The organism is Streptomyces sp. NPDC008079 (genome assembly GCF_042957385.1).
Lineage (GTDB): Bacteria > Actinomycetota > Actinomycetes > Streptomycetales > Streptomycetaceae > Actinacidiphila.
Map to the genome: position 1 here is coordinate 236192 of NZ_JBIBIC010000011.1, position 15267 is coordinate 251458.

The window sequence follows — 15267 nt, forward strand, 5'->3', positions numbered from 1 at the left end:
CTCCGCAAATGGGCGTTTTGCGGAAAGAGCCGGTTCTACACCTCGGGCCGCAGCATCGGCGGATTGAGCAGTGCGGCCCCGCCCGCCCTGAACAACTGCGCGGGACGGCCGCCCTGACGGGTCGTCGTCCCCCCGGTCGGCACGAGGAAACCGACCGTGCCGGTCACCTTGCGGTGGAAATTGCGCGGGTCGAGCGCGACACCCCACACCGCCTCGTACACCCGCCGCAGCTCCCCCACCGTGAATTCGGGCGGGCAGAAGGCGGTGGCCAGCGACGAGTACTCGATCTTCGACCGCGCGCGCTCGACCCCGTCCCCCAGGATCCGGGCGTGGTCGAACGCGAGCGGCGCCGTCTCCCCCGCGTGCTCCTGTCCCCCTTCGCCCAGCAACGTCCCGACCGGCGCCCAGCGCGCGCTGCGGGCGTCACCGCCCGCCCGAGGCGCGGGCAGGTCGGGCGCGAGCACCAGATGCGCGACGCTGACCACCCGCATCCGCGGATCGCGCTGCGGATCCCCGTAGGTGGCGAGCTGCTCCAGATGAGCGCCGCTCTGCGCCCGGAGCCCCGTCTCCTCGGCCAGTTCCCGCGCCGCGGCCTGGGAAAGGTCCTCGTCCTCGCGGACGAATCCGCCGGGCAGCGCCCACCGCCCCTGGAAGGGCGGCTCGCCGCGCCTTACCGACAGTGCGCACAGCGCGTGATGTCGCACGGTCAGCACGACCAGGTCGACGGTGACGGCGAAGGGCGGGAAAGCCGACGGGTCGTAGGGCGACATGGCGCGATCATAGTCGTCTGCCTGACGATAATCAGCCGGATCGGGAGCCTGATCCCTATCGGATCGATACGTTTTCCCGTCCCTCCCCGCTCGGTCCCCGCCCATGGTCAGGTCCCGAGGCGCAGTCCCGGCGCCGCCTCCTCGATCATGGCCATCCCCAGACGGCTGACCCGAACGGAGAACGGCTGCCCCGCGACCCGCAACCCCGTCAGATGCACAGCTCCCAGCGGCGCGGCGCTGATCGGCCGGACCGCCACCGTGCCGCCCGGCGCGTCCGGCCGCATCCCGGCGAGCGCCGTCAGCAGATGGACGGCCCCGGCCGCCGCGGCCGCCGCCGGACGGCACGCCATGGGGTGCGGGCACGGCGCACCGCCGGCAGAACGCTGCTCGCCCCCGTATATCTCCGGCATCCGCAGCCCGAACTCCGCCGCAGCGTCCAGCACCCCACCCACCAGCGCGGACGCCTCCTTCTCCAGCCCCGCCGCGGCGAGGCCGGACACGGCGAGCGCCGTCTCATGGACGCGCACCGCACCTCCGCGGTGGCCGAAGGGGCTGAAGCCGAGCGTCTTCGCCGACATCGTCCGCAGACCCCAGCCGGAGTTCATGTCCGGCGCGGCGAACAGCTTGCCGAGCTGTTCCGTCTGCCCCTTGTCCAACAACCCGGGAGCGAGCGCCCCTTCGCCGAGCAGCCCGGTGTCGAGGAGGTGCGCGAGCGACGAGGACAGCACCGGCACCGGTCTTCCCCCGGCGGCCAGCGCCAGCGCGGGCCGCCCACCGCCCGGATCCTCCAGCCAGAATCCCCGCCGGAAGCCCGCCCGCAGCGCCGCCGCGTACTCCCGCCAGCCGTCCGCCCCACTCCGTTCGTGGGCGTCGAGCAGATCCGCACCCTGCACCGCCGCGCGATACGCGTACGCCTGTACCTCCGCCCGCACCGGACCGTCCGCCGACGGGTCCACGACCAGGCCGGAATCCGTCGTCGCCGCCCGCATCCAGCCGAGGCACCGCTCCGCCGCCGGGAGCAACGGCTCCACCTCGCGGGCCGGAAGCCCCCAGCGTCGGGCCTCGGCCAGCACGGTCACGAAGAGCAGCGTCGCCTCCACGCCCGAATCCAGCGGCGGCAGGTGCGGTCCGGAGTGCCGCGGCACTCCGGGCACACGGCCCGTCGCGGGGTCCTGCAACCTGGCCAGCATGCGGAGCGTGCCCGCCGCCAGCCGCGTGCCGAACGGCAGCAGCATCCGCGCCGCCCACAACGCGTCCGCGGGGGCCAGCCCCATCCGCCAGGGCGCCCCGGCCGCGACGTAGAGGTCGGCGGGATGTTCCGGCGCGCGGAGCAGCAGGGCCTGTGCGTCCCCGAGCGAGGCGTCCAGCAGGACACCGGCTCTGGGGTCGTCGCCCTCCAGCCGCGCGTCGGCCCACATCGGCGGCGGTCTGTCGCCGACCGGTGCCCGCGCGCTGCCCGCCGTCGTGGCCGCCGGTGCCGGCTCCACCCGCAGCTCGATCGTCCGTGCCGCTCCGGGCGCCACCTCCAGGTCCCACCTCAGCAGTCCCGACGCGCCCAGCGCCGCGTCCGGCGCGGGAGTCGCGGTGACCCGCGCCGATTCCCCGCCGCTCGACCAGCGCAGCCCCGAGCCGCTGACGCCGGCCGTCAGATCTGCCCCGGCCTGCCCTGCGGCCACCGCGGAGAGCGCCGCGAGATCAGTGCCGAACGCGATCTCGACGGGCAGCGCCACCCGTACCGGCCCCGCGTTGGCGAACGTGATCCGCTCACCGCCCTCGGCGGTCCTGACGCGCTCCACCGTGACGACCGGGTCGGGGCCACGGTCGCCGGGTGTCCGGACGACCGCCAGGAAACGTGCCCGTCCCGCGTCGAGCAGCCTGGCCTGCACGGTCACCGGTTCGGCTCCCGCGACCGTCAGCTCGCAGCGGCTCAGCAGTCGCCTGCCGTCGCGGTAGAAGCCGTCCAGACCGTCGCCGCGCATCTGCCCGTGCTGTGCGGACACCGCGAGGGCCGGCGCCGCCACGCAGATGACGGCGTCGTGGACGGGTACCGGGCCGGGTGCCGCCCGGCGCGGTGCGACGACCGGCGGCGTGCTCACCGGGCTCCGTCCTTCGCCGCGCGCGCGGCCCGGGCGACGGCCGGAGCCGCCGCCCGCTCGTACGGGATTCGTCTTCCGGGAGAGTGCTGCACGCCGGGTGAACGCCCCGCCGAGCGCACAGGTCACGGCCCGTCTACCGTTCCTGAACGGGAGCCCCGGCTCCCCGCACGGCCCGCACCCCCGAAAAGAGACTCCATGACCGTCCACCGCCAGCCAGGCACCGTCATCACCGACCACACGTTCGCCGTACCGCTCGATCACTCCTCCCCGGACGGGGAGCGGATCGACGTCTACGCCCGCGAGGTCGTGGCGGCGGGCCGGGAGCGCGAATCGTTGCCTTGGCTGCTGTATCTCCAGGGCGGTCCGGGCTTCGGCTCGCCGCGCCCGCTGGGACGGGACGGCTGGCTGCCGCGCGCGCTCGACGACTTCCGGGTGCTGCTGCTCGACCAGCGCGGCACCGGGCGCTCCACGCCCGCCACTCGCCAGACGCTGCCCACCCGTGGCGACGCCGCCGCCCAGGCGCACTACCTGTCGTACTTCAGGGCCGACTCGATTGTCCGGGACTGCGAATTCATCAGGCGTCAGCTCCTCGGAGAGGACGCGCGCTGGAGCGTGCTGGGCCAGAGTTTCGGCGGCTTCTGCGCGGTCACCTATCTGTCGTCGGCGCCCGAAGGTCTGCGGGAGGTGTTCGTCACGGGCGGCCTGCCGGGTCTTGATGTGACCGCCGAGGCCGTCTACCGCGCCGCCTATCCCCGCATCGAGCGCAAGAACGCCGGTCACTACGCCCGTTACCCCGAAGACGTCGAGACGGTGCGCACCATCGTCCGCCGCCTGCGCGACGAGGCGGTGTCGCTGCCCGGCGGAGGCCGCCTCACACCTGAGGCGTTCCAGTCCCTCGGTCTGATGCTCGGCACCGGCACCGGTTCGCACACCCTGCACTACCTGCTGGAGTACGCGTTCGTGACGGGTCCCTCCGGTCCCGTCTTCTCCGACTCCTTTCTCTCCCAGGTCCAGCAGCATCTGTCCTTCGCCGCGAATCCCCTTTACGCGGTGCTGCACGAGTCGGTCTACGGACAGGGGTCCGTCTCTCCTCACGGCACCGGCTGGGCCGCCGAGGCCGTCCGTGGTGAATTCCCGCGGTTCGACGCCGAGCGCGCGCTGGCAGGGGACGCTCCCGTGCTGTTCACGGGAGAGAGCATCCATCCGTGGATGTTCACGTCCGATCCGGCGCTCGCACCACTGCGCGAGACGGCGGAGCTTGTCGCGCGCCGCGAGAAGTGGCCGGACCTCTATGACACCCGCCAGTTGGCGGCCAATGAGATTCCGGTGGCGGCGGCGATCTACCACGACGACATGTACGTCGACACCGCCCACTCGCTGGCCACCGCGCGCGCGGTGCGCGGGCTGCGGACCTGGGTCACCGACGAGTTCGAACACGACGGTCTCCGGGTGAGTGGCGGCCGGGTCCTCGACCGGCTGATCCGACTGGCCCGCGGCGAGCTGTAGTCGAGGCGATCACGCGCTGCCGCCGCTCCTGCCGCAGGCTCCGCCGCAACAGCTCAGGGTCCAGACCCTCGTTGACGGAGTGGTGGAGCAACCGCGCGAAGGTGTAGTGGGGTTCGAGGTCCAGCGCGAGGCCGAGGGCGACCCGCGCCTCGGCCTCGTCCCCCGAGGACCATGCGACCCAGCCCGCCAGGGCGAGCGGGGCCGCGGCATGGTCCGCGTACGGTCCTGCGCAGCGCCGGGCGAGCGCCCGCCACAGTCGAAGGGCGGCGTCCGCTCGCTCGGGCTCCATCCATTCGGCGGCGCGGTCGCGTGCCGTGCGGTCCTGGAGGCCGAGGATGACCGCCGCGCCCTCGTCGTCGGAGAGGAGCCGGTCGTCCTGCCGGTCCGCACGTGCGGGATCGTCGATCCGCGGCGCGGAGCGGAACTTCTCAAGTGCCGCACGGGCCAGGGCGAGTGTTCGCTGCCGGACGCTCTCACAGTCACCGTCGTTAAGCATGCGGGGCACCAATTCGGCGCAGGCCGCGTCGAGGGCGATCTCGTGATCACGATTCCGCGCCTCGGACGGCTTCAGCCTGGCTTCCATGTCCCGCAGCGAACCCGGCGCCGGGATTCCCGCGTAGGCGCTGGCCGCCGCCATCGTGGACCGGCCGGGCGGAGCCAGGACCGTTCCCTCCGCCGGGACGGTCTGCGCGGGGCGGCAGTAGGACCACCAACGGCCGGCCGAGACGCACAACGCCTCGACGACGGGCACGTCCAGCGCCCCGCAGGCCACCCGGATCCGCTGGGCGAGCGGCCTCAGCCTTTCCATCACGGCCGACGCGCGCTCCCCTTCACGCGGGTCCCGGCACAGGAACAGCACGATGGCGTCGGGTCGCCCACCGCGCCGGGTGCTGTTCCTCACGAGGCAGTCGGCAAGTTGGTCGGCGGTCTCCGGCCACTCACTCGGGTCCTCCGGCAGGCCCAGTCGCAGTCGGCCGCCGAAGCGGCCGTGCTCGCCGTGCAGTGCGACGAGCACAACGGAATCATTGGGATGAAAACCCATCAAGTACGGCAATGCGTCGGCCAGGTCGGCGGGCCCGCGCAAGGTGACTTTGACGTCGGCCGCTTCGGATGATGACTCTCCGTGCTGAATTTCGTTGCTCTGTGTCATGAGATCGACGATGCCGTAATCGCGCGAATCACACCAGACCCCCCAAAAACCTGTGGATAACTTTCGGTGGAGTTATCCACAGGCCACGGAGCGGGGTTGGCGCGATGTCGGTGCGATCAGGTTGCATGGGGGCATGACCGAGACCCCCACCGCGCTGCGCTCCGCGGCCGACACCGTACTGAGCCGACTCGTCGGCGCCGAGCCGGGCACCGCACGGCTCCGCGAGGACCAGTGGCTCGCCGTCGAGTCGCTGGTCGCGCACGGCCGCAGAACGCTGGTCGTCCAGCGCACCGGCTGGGGGAAGTCGGCCGTGTACTTCGTGGCCACGGCGCTGCTGCGCGAGCGGGGCAGCGGCCCGACGGTCATCGTGTCGCCGCTGCTGGCCCTCATGCGCAACCAGGTGGAAGCCGCCGCACGCGCGGGCATCCGGGCCCGCACGATCAACTCGTCCAACACCGAGGAGTGGGGCGAGATCGAGGTGGAGGTCGCGGCGGGCGAGGTGGATGTCCTGCTCGTCAGCCCGGAACGCCTCAACAACCCGGACTTCCGCGATCAGGTGCTGCCCAAGCTCGCCGCCACCACCGGCCTGCTCGTCGTCGACGAGGCGCACTGCATCTCGGACTGGGGTCACGACTTCCGCCCGGACTACCGACGGCTGAGGACGATGCTCGCCGATCTGCCGCCCGGCGTACCCGTGCTGGCGACCACGGCCACCGCCAACGCCCGCGTGACCGCCGATGTCGCGGAGCAGCTCGGCACCGGCGCCACCGGGGCCGATCAGGAAGGCGCCCTCATCCTGCGCGGGCCGCTGGACCGCGAGAGCCTGTCGCTCGGCGTGCTGCGACTGCCCGACGCCGCCCACCGGCTGGCCTGGCTCGCCGACCACCTCGAAACGCTTCCGGGCTCCGGCATCATCTACACCCTCACCGTGGCGGCGGCCGACGAGATCACCGCGTTCCTGCGGCAGCGCGGCTTCCCCGTCGCCTCCTACTCGGGGAAGACGGAGAACGCGGACCGGCAGGCGGCCGAGGCGGATCTGCTCGCCAACCGTGTCAAGGCACTCGTGGCCACCTCGGCCCTGGGCATGGGCTTCGACAAGCCCGATCTCGGATTCGTCGTGCACGTCGGATCGCCCTCGTCGCCGATCGCCTACTATCAACAGGTGGGCCGCGCCGGACGCGGCGTCGACCACGCCGAGGTCCTGCTCCTGCCCGGGCGCGAGGACGAGTCGATCTGGCGGTATTTCGCGTCGCTCGCCTTCCCGCCCGAGGAGCAGGTGCGCCGCACCCTGGAAGTGCTCGCGGCCTCCGACCGCCCGGTGTCCATCCCCGCGCTGGAGACACGCGTCGATCTGCGCCGCTCCCGCCTGGAGATCATGCTGAAGGTGCTGGACGTCGACGGCGCGGTGCACCGGGTGCGCGGCGGCTGGACCGCGACCGGGCGGCCGTGGGCGTACGACACCGAGCGGTACGCGTGGGTGGCCCGCCAGCGCGAGACCGAGCAGCAGGCCATGCGGGACTATGCGACCACCACCGGATGCCGGATGGAGTTCCTGCGCCGGCAGTTGGACGACGAGCAGGCCGCGCCCTGCGGACGCTGCGACAACTGCGCGGGCGCGCGCTTCCCGCTGGAGGTGTCGAACGCCGCGCTGGACGCGGCACGCGCGGCGCTCGGGCGCCCCGGAGTCGAGCTGGAAGCACGCAAGATGTGGCCGACCGGTCTCGAGGCGATTGGCGTCGCGCTCAAGGGGCGTATTCCGGCGACGGAACAGGCGTCCACCGGGCGGGCGTTGGGCCGTCTGTCCGACATCGGGTGGGGCAACCGGCTGCGGCCGCTGTTCGCCGAAGGAGCCGTCGACCAGCCGGTTTCGCCGGAAGCGGTGGACGCCGTGATCCAGGTGCTCGCCGACTGGGCCAAGGGGCCCGGCGGTTGGGCCAGCGGCGCGCCGGACGCCCCCGCACGCCCGGTCGGCGTGGTCGGTGTCGCCTCTCGCCGCCACGGCGTGCTGGTGGAATCGCTCAGCACCCGTATCGCCGAGATCGGCAGAATGCCCCTGCTCGGCCGGGTCGAGTACGCGGATCAGGGAGACCCGGGCGGCGTACCGCGCAGTAACAGCGCACAGCGGGTACGCGCCCTGCACGGGGCTTTTGTCGTACCGCAGGAGTTGGCCGCGGCCCTTCAGGCGAATCCCGGTCCCGTGCTGCTGGTCGACGATCTCTCCGACACGGGCTGGACACTGGCGGTCCTGGCCAGGCTGCTGCGGCGGGCCGGTGCGACGGCTGTCTTCCCGCTGGTCCTGGCCGTTCAGGGGTGAATGTGCGTGGCGAGGCGCCGGACGGGACAGGATCTAAGCGGCGGACAGGTCCATACCGGTCGGCGGCTTCAATTGCCCGTTGCCGCGGGGCAATACGGGAGCGAGAATTGATGCCGGATCCCCTATCGGCTCATCGAGCCATCTGACCGGCGTGCGCCCGCGCCCGGTCTACGGGTGCATCCATGAAAGGAGGACCGTGACCATCGGCTTCGTTCCGGAGACGTCCTCCGCCGCAACTTCCCTCGCGTCGCGCACTCTGGAGCCGGCCGAATGGGCAGGCATCGGCGTACCTTTGCTGGCCAATCCGCGTGACGTGATCAAGGACCTGCACGCCCGGCACCTGCCGTCCCCGTCCACCGCAGTGATCGCGGTGTACGACCCGGACGGCCGGATCCGGGCCAGCGCCTCCTTCACCGCCCGCAGCGGGGTGGTCGACGGCTGGGAGCGGCGCAATGCGCTGCTCTCGCACCTGCGCCGCGTCATCCCGCACGATCTGCGACTGCGCAAACCGGTACGCACCGCTGTCCTGATGGTCTGCCGGGACGGTGGTCCCGGCTGGACCGAGGAGGACGGGGCGTGGATGTGGGGGCTGCGTGACGCCTGCACCCTGCACGGCCTTCGCTCCGGGTCGTACGTCACCCTGACCGCCGACGGCTGGAATGTGATCGGCGAGAATCGCGTCGGCCGCACACCGAACGCCGCTTCGTGGTCGCGGCGGCCGGGCGACGCGGCGCACGGCATCCCCGGTGGGACGACGCAGGCTCTTCGCCGCGCGGCCGCGCGCTGACGGTCAGGCGCTGGCGCCCAGCAGGGAATTGACCCTGGCCGGGTCGCCGCAGACGATCAGCAGGACGCCCGCATTAGCCAGTGCGCCCGCCAGCGCCCTCGGCAGCGTGTCGTCGCTGCCGCCGTTGACGGCGACGACCACGACCGGTCGCCCGGTGGTGCGTTCGGCGGAGATGTCTGCGTAGAAGACGTCGTCGGCCGCGTCGTACTGCGCCCAGTAGGACGCTTCGCCGAAGGTGAGTTCGTGCGCCGCCCACGGGTGCTGGTCACCGGTGGTGAGGACCAGGATCTCGCCGGGTGCCCGACCCGTGTCAAGCAGCAGGTCGACCGTCTCGTCGGCGGCGTCGAGCGCACCGTCGGTCGGCGCGGGGATGAGTTGGATCTGGGCGGCGGCGGGCTCTTGGGCGCGCTGCTGCGGCACGGTAGGAGGAACCGCCGTCGCGGCCGGGGTCACCGGGGCGGAGGGTGCGGCGGGACCAGGGGTACCGATGGGACGGGCGGGGCCGTGACGGCCCGGACCGACGCCTGCGGCGGCTTCCCTCGGCGGCGCGGGACGCGGCGCTGCGGGCCGCGGCGGACCGGGGACAGGACGGGGGGTCGACGCACTGCGGCCGGTGGCCGGAGCTGTACGGGGACCCGGGACGCTCTCGTGAATCTGAGGCTCCTCGGGGATGAGAGGCATGAGTTGATGTCTATCAAATGCCGCACGGATGCGCAGCGGGGGGTGGCGTGTGGATCAGAAATCGAAACCGAGTTGTTCCCCTGACTCGACCGGCTGACGGACCTTCTTGAGGTGCTGCCAGCGGGGCAGCGCGTCCAGATACGACCACGACATCCGGTGCTGCGCGGTGGGCCCCAACTCCTCCAGGGCCGCACGGTGAACAGGCGACGGATATCCGGCGTTGTCGGCGAAGGCGAACGGCGTGTAATCCGCGCCGAGTTCGGCCATCGCCGTGTCCCGCTGCACTTTGGCGATGACGGACGCGGCGGCGACCGCGACGCAGGACTGGTCGCCCTTGATCACGGTCCTGACCTTCCAGGAACCGCCGAGGTAATTGTGCTTGCCGTCGAGGATCACCGCGTCCGGCCGTTCCGGCAGTCCCTCCAACGCGCGTACGGCCGCCAGCCGGAGCGCGGCCGTCATCCCGAGGTCGTCGATCTCCTCGGGTGAGGCGTGTCCGAGGGCGTAGGAGGTGACCCAGTCGCCGAGGACGGCGGCCAGCCGGGCCCGGCGCTTGGGGGTGATCAGCTTGGAGTCGGTCAACCCCTCGGGCGCGCGACGCAGTCCGGTGACAGCGGCGCACACGGTGACGGGTCCGGCCCAGGCGCCGCGGCCGACTTCGTCCACACCCGCCACGGTCCGCGCCCCGAGGGTGGCACGAAGGGAGCGTTCGACGCTGTGGGTGGGTGGTTCGTACGGCATGGCAGTACCAAGCCTACCCCGCTGCTTCGCACCGTCCCACGGCGGTCGGTCAGTCGGACAACGCCCAGTCCGGGAGGACTTCGGTCCGCTCCCGCCAGTCGCCCGGCGGTTGGCCGCCCGGCCGGGACGCGACGATGCCGCCGACGATCGCGCAGGTCGTGTCCACATCTCCACCGGCCCTGGCGGTGGTCCAGAACGCCTGCTCGTAGTCGTCGAGATGGCGGGCCGCCGCCCACAGGGCGAAGGGCACGGTGTCATGGGCGCTGGTGCGCCGCCCGCAGCCCAGCACGGCGGCCACCGTGGCGACGTCCGCGTAGTCGAGCATGTCCCTGGCCCGTCGGATGCCCGCGTGCACCGCGCTGCGCGGTACGAGGTCGAGAACCGCCCCGAGGAGATCGGACGGGGCCTGGGGTCCCGTGGGGTCGGCGACGAGGGCCGCCGCGGCGGCGACCGCCATGGCCCCGACGACCGCCTCCCGGTGCTGATGCGTCGTGTAGGCCGAGATCTCCGCCTGGTGGGTGGCCTGGACGGCGTCACCCGCGTACCAGGCACCAAGGGGCGCGACCCGCATCGCGGCGCCATTGCCCCACGAGCCCTGCCCGTTGAACAGGCCGGCCGCGAGTTCCCGCCAGTCGCCGCCTTCCTGGCGGATCAGCCGCAGCATCCGGTTGACAGCCGGGCCGTAGCCGCGGTCGAAGTCGTGGTGCTCGGCGAAGGAGTGGGCCAGGGCATCCTGGTCGACGCGTCCGTGCTTGATCAGCACGGAGACCACCGAGCAGGCCATCTCCGTGTCGTCCGTCCACCCCCATGTGCCGGGTGGCAGTTGGCCGTTCTGAAGTGCCGGGTAGTTGGCGGGGACGAAGAACTGCGAGCCCAGGGCGTCGCCCACGGCCAGCCCGCGGAGGCTGGCCACGGCGCGCGCGGCGCGGTCGGTTTCAGTGGTGTGAGGGGTCATGGCGTCGGAAACTCTGACATCGTGTTCAATCCCGGTCAATCTCCGTGTGCCCAAAGTCACCGGCCGACTTCACCACTCCCCGCCGCCAGGCGGGCCGGGCGTCCGCCACCTCGCGAACGGCCGGTCCAGGGTATAGCCGCCGGAGGGGCCGAGCAGGAGTGTGCGGGTCTCGGCGTTGTCGGGGTTGGACAGCGCCTCGAACTCCTCCACCGTCCAGTGGAACCAGCGCATGCAGAACAACCGCATCGTCAGGCCGTGGGTGACCACCAGCACGTTCGGCGGGAAGTCCTCCTTGTCGAAGGCGCGGTACAGCGTCTCCAGGAAGGCCCCGACCCGGTCGTAGACGTCCGCGCCGCTCTCCCCCATCGCGAAGCGGTAGAAGAAGTGGCCGTAGGCGTCGCGGGCTTTGCGCTGCCGCTGGATGTCCTCGACGTCCTGCCAGTTTCCCCAGTCCTGTTCCCGCAGGCGCGGCTCCTCCTTGGCCCGGGTCAGCCGGGGGTCGAGCCCCAGTGCCCGGAAGGTGTGCCAGGTGCGGCGGTACGGAGAGACGAATGCCTGGACCCGTTCCTCGCCGAACAGCTCACGCAAGCCCGCTCCCGCCTCCCTCGCCTGTTGAAGGCCGGTGGCGGTGAGTTCCAGGGCGTGGTCCGGCACCCGCTCGTAAATGGTGTCGTCCCTGTTTCCCTGGGACTCGCCGTGCCGGATGAGCACAATGCGGCGAGGGCGTCCCATGACGATCAGCCTATTGCGCGACTGTCGCTCCGGCGCGCTGATCCGGGGGTCATCCGCCTCACAGTCGCGCCGTCAGCTCCTCCGACAGCTCCCGCAGCCGACGTCGGGCGTCCCCGTCGTACGCCTGCCGGTCGGCCCTGGCTTCCCGGGTGCCGTTGAAGTACCGGCCGGTGCCGACATCGGTGCCTTCGATGAGCCGCAAGGTCGCCTCCCCGCCCTCCTCCACCGAGCTCCACGGCGCTATGCCTCCCTCTCTGACCATGGTGGTGTCCATGTACGTGGCCGGATGCAGCGCGTTCACCGTCACACGGGTGCCTTTCAACGCCTCGGCCAGGTCGAAGGTGAACATGACCTGTGCGAGCTTGCTCTGCGTGTACGCTCGCCCGCCCTCGTAGTCCTTGGTCAGCATCGGGTCGCCGAAGTCGATCGCCTGCTGACCCGCGGAGGCGACGTTGACGATGCGGGACGGCGCCGACGCCGTCAGCAGGGGCAGGAGCCGGTGCGTGAGCCGGTACCCCGCCAGGTAGTTCACCGCGAACCGCCGCTCCACGCCGTGCTCGTCCGCCTCCCGCGCTCCGCCCGGCGAGGCGGTCCCGATTCCCGCGTTGTTGACCAGCACGTCCAGCCGGTCGGCACGGGCCAGCACCTCGTCGGCGAGCCGGTCGACCTGCCCGAGATCGGAGACGTCGGCGAGCAGCACCTCCGCGCGGTCCTCACCCGTCGCCTCCCGTATGGCGTCGCGAACCTCCTCGGCCCGGCGGGCGTCGCGGCCATGGATCAGCACACGGGCTCCGTCGGTCGCGAGGCGTATGGCGAGCCAGCGACCCAGGCCGTCCGTGGAACCGGTGATCAGGATCGTCCGCCGGGAGTCGGTTTCGGCCTTGCCCTCGGGGCGCTCCCCCCGGCCGCCGACAACGCGTTCGTTCATTGCGAGCTCCATTTACGAGACATGCTGACTCGTTAAGAGTATGCGAGACACCATGCCTTGTAAAGTGGATTCGTGGACGAGACACCCGCGCGGGGCAGACCCCGCAGTGAGACCGCCCGCCGCGCCGTGCTCGACGCGGCCCTGCGGCTCTGCCAGGACGGCGGTTATCAGGCCCTGACCATGAAGGGCATCGCGGAGAACGCGGGGGTCGGCCGCCAGACCGTGTACCGCTGGTGGCCCGCCAAGCAGGACGTCCTGCTCGACGCCCTGCGCGACCTGGGTCTGCGCAAGGCGGAGCACCTGGACCCCGACAGCGGCGACACGCTGCGCGACGTCCGTACGCTGCTCGACGCCACCTTCGTGCTCACCCGCAAACTCACCGGCAAGGCCCTGGTCGGACTGATGGCCGATGCCCAGCACGACCCGGACCTCTCACAGCGACTCCAGTCCACGGTGATCGGGCCCCGGCGGCAGGCGCTCCGCGCGCTCCTGGCCCGCGGGGTAGAGCGCGGTGAACTGGCCGGGGAGGACCGGACGCTGGACCTCGCGGTCGACTTCGCCTTCGGTGCCATGTGGTACCGGCTGATCAGCCACCACGCGCCGGTGGACGCGAGCCTGGGGGAACAGATCACCACCGCCCTGGCAAAGCTGCTGAGCGCGGACGGACCCACCGGGGCACGCGCGACCACAAGCGTAGACGCGAGCACAGGCGCGGCCTCATCGGCGAACGAGCAGGTGAGCGCGCAGGCGAAAGAGCAGGCACCGGTCAGCGCCGCAACCCCCGCCGCGCCCACTGTCGGTTGAGGAACACCAGTCGTCCCGGATCGGCCACCGTGCGGATGCCGACCAGCCCCTGCGGCCCGAACTCCGGCGCCACGACGGCCACCACGACATCCCCGGTCGTCGCCAGCACCGCCGCGTCGCCGTTGATCTCGACGATCCGGCCGTGCGTTGCCGCCGGTGCCTGGCTGATCAGTCCGGCCAGGAAACGGGCCACTTTGGCGGCTCCCAGGGCAGGACGCCGGGCCGTCCCGGGGACACCGCCGCCGTCCGACCAGGCCACCACGTCGTCGGCGAGCAGTTCCGCCAGCGCCTGCTGGTCCGCGTGTGAAGCGGCCCGCATCAGGTCCTCGGCCAGCTGCCGCCGCTGCAGCCAAGGCAGGTCAACGCCAGTGGCGGACTCCCGCACCCGTTGCCGTGCCCGGCGCCGCAGGGCGCGGCACTGCACTTCGGGCAGTCCGAGGACGACGGCGGTTTCCGCCGACCCGTAGCCGAAGGTCTCCCGCAGGACGTACGCGGCCCGCTCGGCCGACGACAGGCGTTCCAGCGCGACCAGCCGCGCCATGGACACCGATTCCCGGCTCTCGACCGTCTCCAGAGCGCCCAGGGCGCCCATCGCGCCGCCCTCGGTGAGCACCGGTTCCGGCAGCCAGGAGCCCGCGTGCGCTTCACGCCGGTGCCGCGCCGCCTGCTCGGGCACGGCCCGTATCGCGCCGAAGACCTCGCGGACCAGCTCGGGCAGCGCGTCGCCCGCGCCGGTGTCGGCCGTACGGGTGAGCGCGTGCCGTACGGCCTCGTCCGCCGCGCACGCCGATCCGAGCATCCGATAAGCGGCCCCGAAAAGCCGCACCTGGTGCGGGGAAGGGGCTTGCGTATCGTCGGCCGCCACTGCTGTCACAGCGGTGACTTCCACCCCACCCGTGACAGCGCGGCCTATATCCGGCGCGCGGTCGGCACCACCCGTGTCACCCGAGCCATCCGCTCTCAGACCGTCCACCCCTGCACCACATCCACCACGTCACCCGCCACGGACACCACATCGGTGTCGAGTTCGGCGCGCTCCGACAGCCGCGTCACCGCTCCTTCGCGGTATTTACCGCGCTCCGTCGCCGAATTCCACATGGACAGCACCAGGAAGTCGTTTCCCGGACCCTGGCCGAAGACGCCGCGCAGCATGCCGGGAGAACCCGCCATGGCGGGATTCCACACCCGTTGCTGCATCGATGTGAAGTGGTCGACACGGTCCGGCCGCACTTTGCACAGGGCGACGCGCAGGACGTCGACGTCGGCGAAGGTCGGTTCGAAGCCGACCTTGACGTCCAGCCGGTGCTCGAAGAGATTCACCGCGAGCATCTCGTAGGTGTCGCCCTGCGACGCGGCGATCCCGTCGTGGGGCCCGGCCATGAAGGCGTCGTAGGACCGCCGGCTGTCCCAGAAGGCGAAGAGATGCGCCATTCCGGGCTGGGCACGGCTCCAGCCGCCGCCCTGCCCTCGGAAGCCGGGCTGGTCCTTGAGCGCCGCCCACCTGCGCTGCCCCCGGTCGAACCCCGCCTGATCCACAACCCCGCAGCGCATCCACTTCACCAACACCGCGCCATCGTAGTGGCGTTGACGCCGGAGATCGTCCCTGTGCGGGGGAGGCAATCGCGTGAGGGACCGGAAGGGCCGGAAAAGGGCGGTGGGGGGGGGGGGGCCCCCGGCCCCCCCCCCCCCCCCCCCCCCCCCCCACCACCCCCCCCCCCCCCCCCCCCCCCCCCCCCCCCCCCCCCCCCCCCCCCCCCCCCCCGGGCCCCCCCCCGCCCCCCCCCCCCCCCCCAACCCGCCCCC

At 72.1% G+C, this 15267-nt stretch carries 14 protein-coding genes; 4 read left to right on the forward strand and 10 right to left on the reverse strand.

The window, feature by feature from the left end:
• Window positions 1-35: 35 nt before the first annotated feature.
• Window positions 36-770, reverse strand: coding sequence for an NUDIX domain-containing protein (locus ACFZAM_RS23580; RefSeq protein WP_188286086.1), 735 nt, complete (start codon window positions 768-770; stop codon window positions 36-38).
• Window positions 771-877: 107 nt separating this feature from the next.
• A complete protein-coding gene (locus ACFZAM_RS23585) occupies window positions 878-2866 on the reverse strand; it encodes a glycogen debranching N-terminal domain-containing protein (protein ID WP_391048991.1) in 1989 nt (662 codons plus the stop codon).
• Window positions 2867-3061: 195 nt separating this feature from the next.
• Between ACFZAM_RS23585 and ACFZAM_RS23590 the strand changes: the two genes are divergently transcribed.
• Window positions 3062-4372: an alpha/beta fold hydrolase gene (locus ACFZAM_RS23590; RefSeq protein WP_391048993.1), complete on the forward strand. Its 1311-nt coding sequence runs from the start codon at window positions 3062-3064 to the stop codon at window positions 4370-4372.
• On the opposite strand, the gene ACFZAM_RS23595 is transcribed toward ACFZAM_RS23590, so the two are convergent.
• The gene (locus ACFZAM_RS23595; RefSeq protein WP_391048996.1) at window positions 4284-5387 is read right to left on the reverse strand and encodes a DUF4192 family protein; all 1104 of its coding nucleotides are present in this window, start codon (window positions 5385-5387) and stop codon (window positions 4284-4286) included. The two genes, ACFZAM_RS23590 and ACFZAM_RS23595, sit on opposite strands and share 89 nt — an antisense overlap.
• 268 nt (window positions 5388-5655) lie before the next feature.
• Between ACFZAM_RS23595 and ACFZAM_RS23600 the strand changes: the two genes are divergently transcribed.
• Together ACFZAM_RS23600 and ACFZAM_RS23605 are read left to right on the forward strand one after the other, a co-directional pair.
• Window positions 5656-7836, forward strand: a complete 2181-nt coding sequence (locus tag ACFZAM_RS23600) for a DEAD/DEAH box helicase (protein WP_391048999.1) — start codon at window positions 5656-5658, stop codon at window positions 7834-7836.
• A gap of 196 nt (window positions 7837-8032) precedes the next feature.
• Window positions 8033-8623: a hypothetical protein gene (locus tag ACFZAM_RS23605; protein WP_355338259.1), complete on the forward strand. Its 591-nt coding sequence runs from the start codon at window positions 8033-8035 to the stop codon at window positions 8621-8623.
• Between the two features lie 3 nt (window positions 8624-8626).
• On the opposite strand, the gene ACFZAM_RS23610 is transcribed toward ACFZAM_RS23605, so the two are convergent.
• From ACFZAM_RS23610 to ACFZAM_RS23630, 5 genes are all read right to left on the reverse strand, one after another.
• The gene (locus tag ACFZAM_RS23610) at window positions 8627-9304 is read right to left on the reverse strand and encodes a hypothetical protein (RefSeq protein ID WP_391049001.1); all 678 of its coding nucleotides are present in this window, start codon (window positions 9302-9304) and stop codon (window positions 8627-8629) included.
• 54 nt (window positions 9305-9358) lie between these two features.
• Window positions 9359-10045: a ribonuclease HII gene (locus ACFZAM_RS23615; RefSeq protein ID WP_355338254.1), complete on the reverse strand. Its 687-nt coding sequence runs from the start codon at window positions 10043-10045 to the stop codon at window positions 9359-9361.
• Window positions 10046-10094: 49 nt separating this feature from the next.
• Entirely contained in the window at window positions 10095-11000 is a 906-nt protein-coding gene (locus ACFZAM_RS23620) for an ADP-ribosylglycohydrolase family protein (RefSeq protein WP_355338251.1), read from the reverse strand.
• 69 nt (window positions 11001-11069) lie between these two features.
• Window positions 11070-11732 carry a histidine phosphatase family protein gene (locus ACFZAM_RS23625; protein WP_391049005.1) on the reverse strand — a complete coding sequence of 221 codons (663 nt, stop codon included), beginning with the start codon at window positions 11730-11732 and terminating at the stop codon, window positions 11070-11072.
• A 58-nt stretch (window positions 11733-11790) separates the two neighbouring features.
• Complete coding sequence (locus ACFZAM_RS23630) at window positions 11791-12660, reverse strand: SDR family NAD(P)-dependent oxidoreductase (RefSeq protein WP_391049009.1); 870 nt, start codon at window positions 12658-12660, stop codon at window positions 11791-11793.
• 72 nt (window positions 12661-12732) lie between these two features.
• Between ACFZAM_RS23630 and ACFZAM_RS23635 the strand changes: the two genes are divergently transcribed.
• Entirely contained in the window at window positions 12733-13464 is a 732-nt protein-coding gene (locus ACFZAM_RS23635) for a TetR/AcrR family transcriptional regulator C-terminal ligand-binding domain-containing protein (RefSeq protein WP_391049012.1), read from the forward strand.
• Here the strand turns inward: ACFZAM_RS23635 and ACFZAM_RS23640 are convergent.
• Entirely contained in the window at window positions 13427-14263 is an 837-nt protein-coding gene (locus tag ACFZAM_RS23640) for a sigma factor-like helix-turn-helix DNA-binding protein (protein ID WP_391049016.1), read from the reverse strand. The genes ACFZAM_RS23635 and ACFZAM_RS23640 overlap by 38 nt on opposite strands.
• 161 nt (window positions 14264-14424) lie before the next feature.
• Window positions 14425-15030: a DUF4937 domain-containing protein gene (locus ACFZAM_RS23645; RefSeq protein WP_391049019.1), complete on the reverse strand. Its 606-nt coding sequence runs from the start codon at window positions 15028-15030 to the stop codon at window positions 14425-14427.
• Window positions 15031-15267: the final 237 nt, after the last annotated feature.

Coding starts and splice junctions, on each gene's coding strand:
- ACFZAM_RS23630 (WP_391049009.1), bottom strand. CDS start 12,660: ATGAACGAACGCGTTGTCGGCGGCCGGGGGGAGCGCCCCGAGGGCAAG.
- ACFZAM_RS23625 (WP_391049005.1), bottom strand. CDS start 11,732: ATGGGACGCCCTCGCCGCATTGTGCTCATCCGGCACGGCGAGTCCCAG.
- ACFZAM_RS23610 (WP_391049001.1), bottom strand. CDS start 9,304: ATGCCTCTCATCCCCGAGGAGCCTCAGATTCACGAGAGCGTCCCGGGT.
- ACFZAM_RS23600 (WP_391048999.1), top strand. CDS start 5,656: ATGACCGAGACCCCCACCGCGCTGCGCTCCGCGGCCGACACCGTACTG.
- ACFZAM_RS23580 (WP_188286086.1), bottom strand. CDS start 770: ATGTCGCCCTACGACCCGTCGGCTTTCCCGCCCTTCGCCGTCACCGTC.
- ACFZAM_RS23640 (WP_391049016.1), bottom strand. CDS start 14,263: ATGCTCGGATCGGCGTGCGCGGCGGACGAGGCCGTACGGCACGCGCTC.
- ACFZAM_RS23590 (WP_391048993.1), top strand. CDS start 3,062: ATGACCGTCCACCGCCAGCCAGGCACCGTCATCACCGACCACACGTTC.
- ACFZAM_RS23615 (WP_355338254.1), bottom strand. CDS start 10,045: ATGCCGTACGAACCACCCACCCACAGCGTCGAACGCTCCCTTCGTGCC.
- ACFZAM_RS23620 (WP_355338251.1), bottom strand. CDS start 11,000: ATGACCCCTCACACCACTGAAACCGACCGCGCCGCGCGCGCCGTGGCC.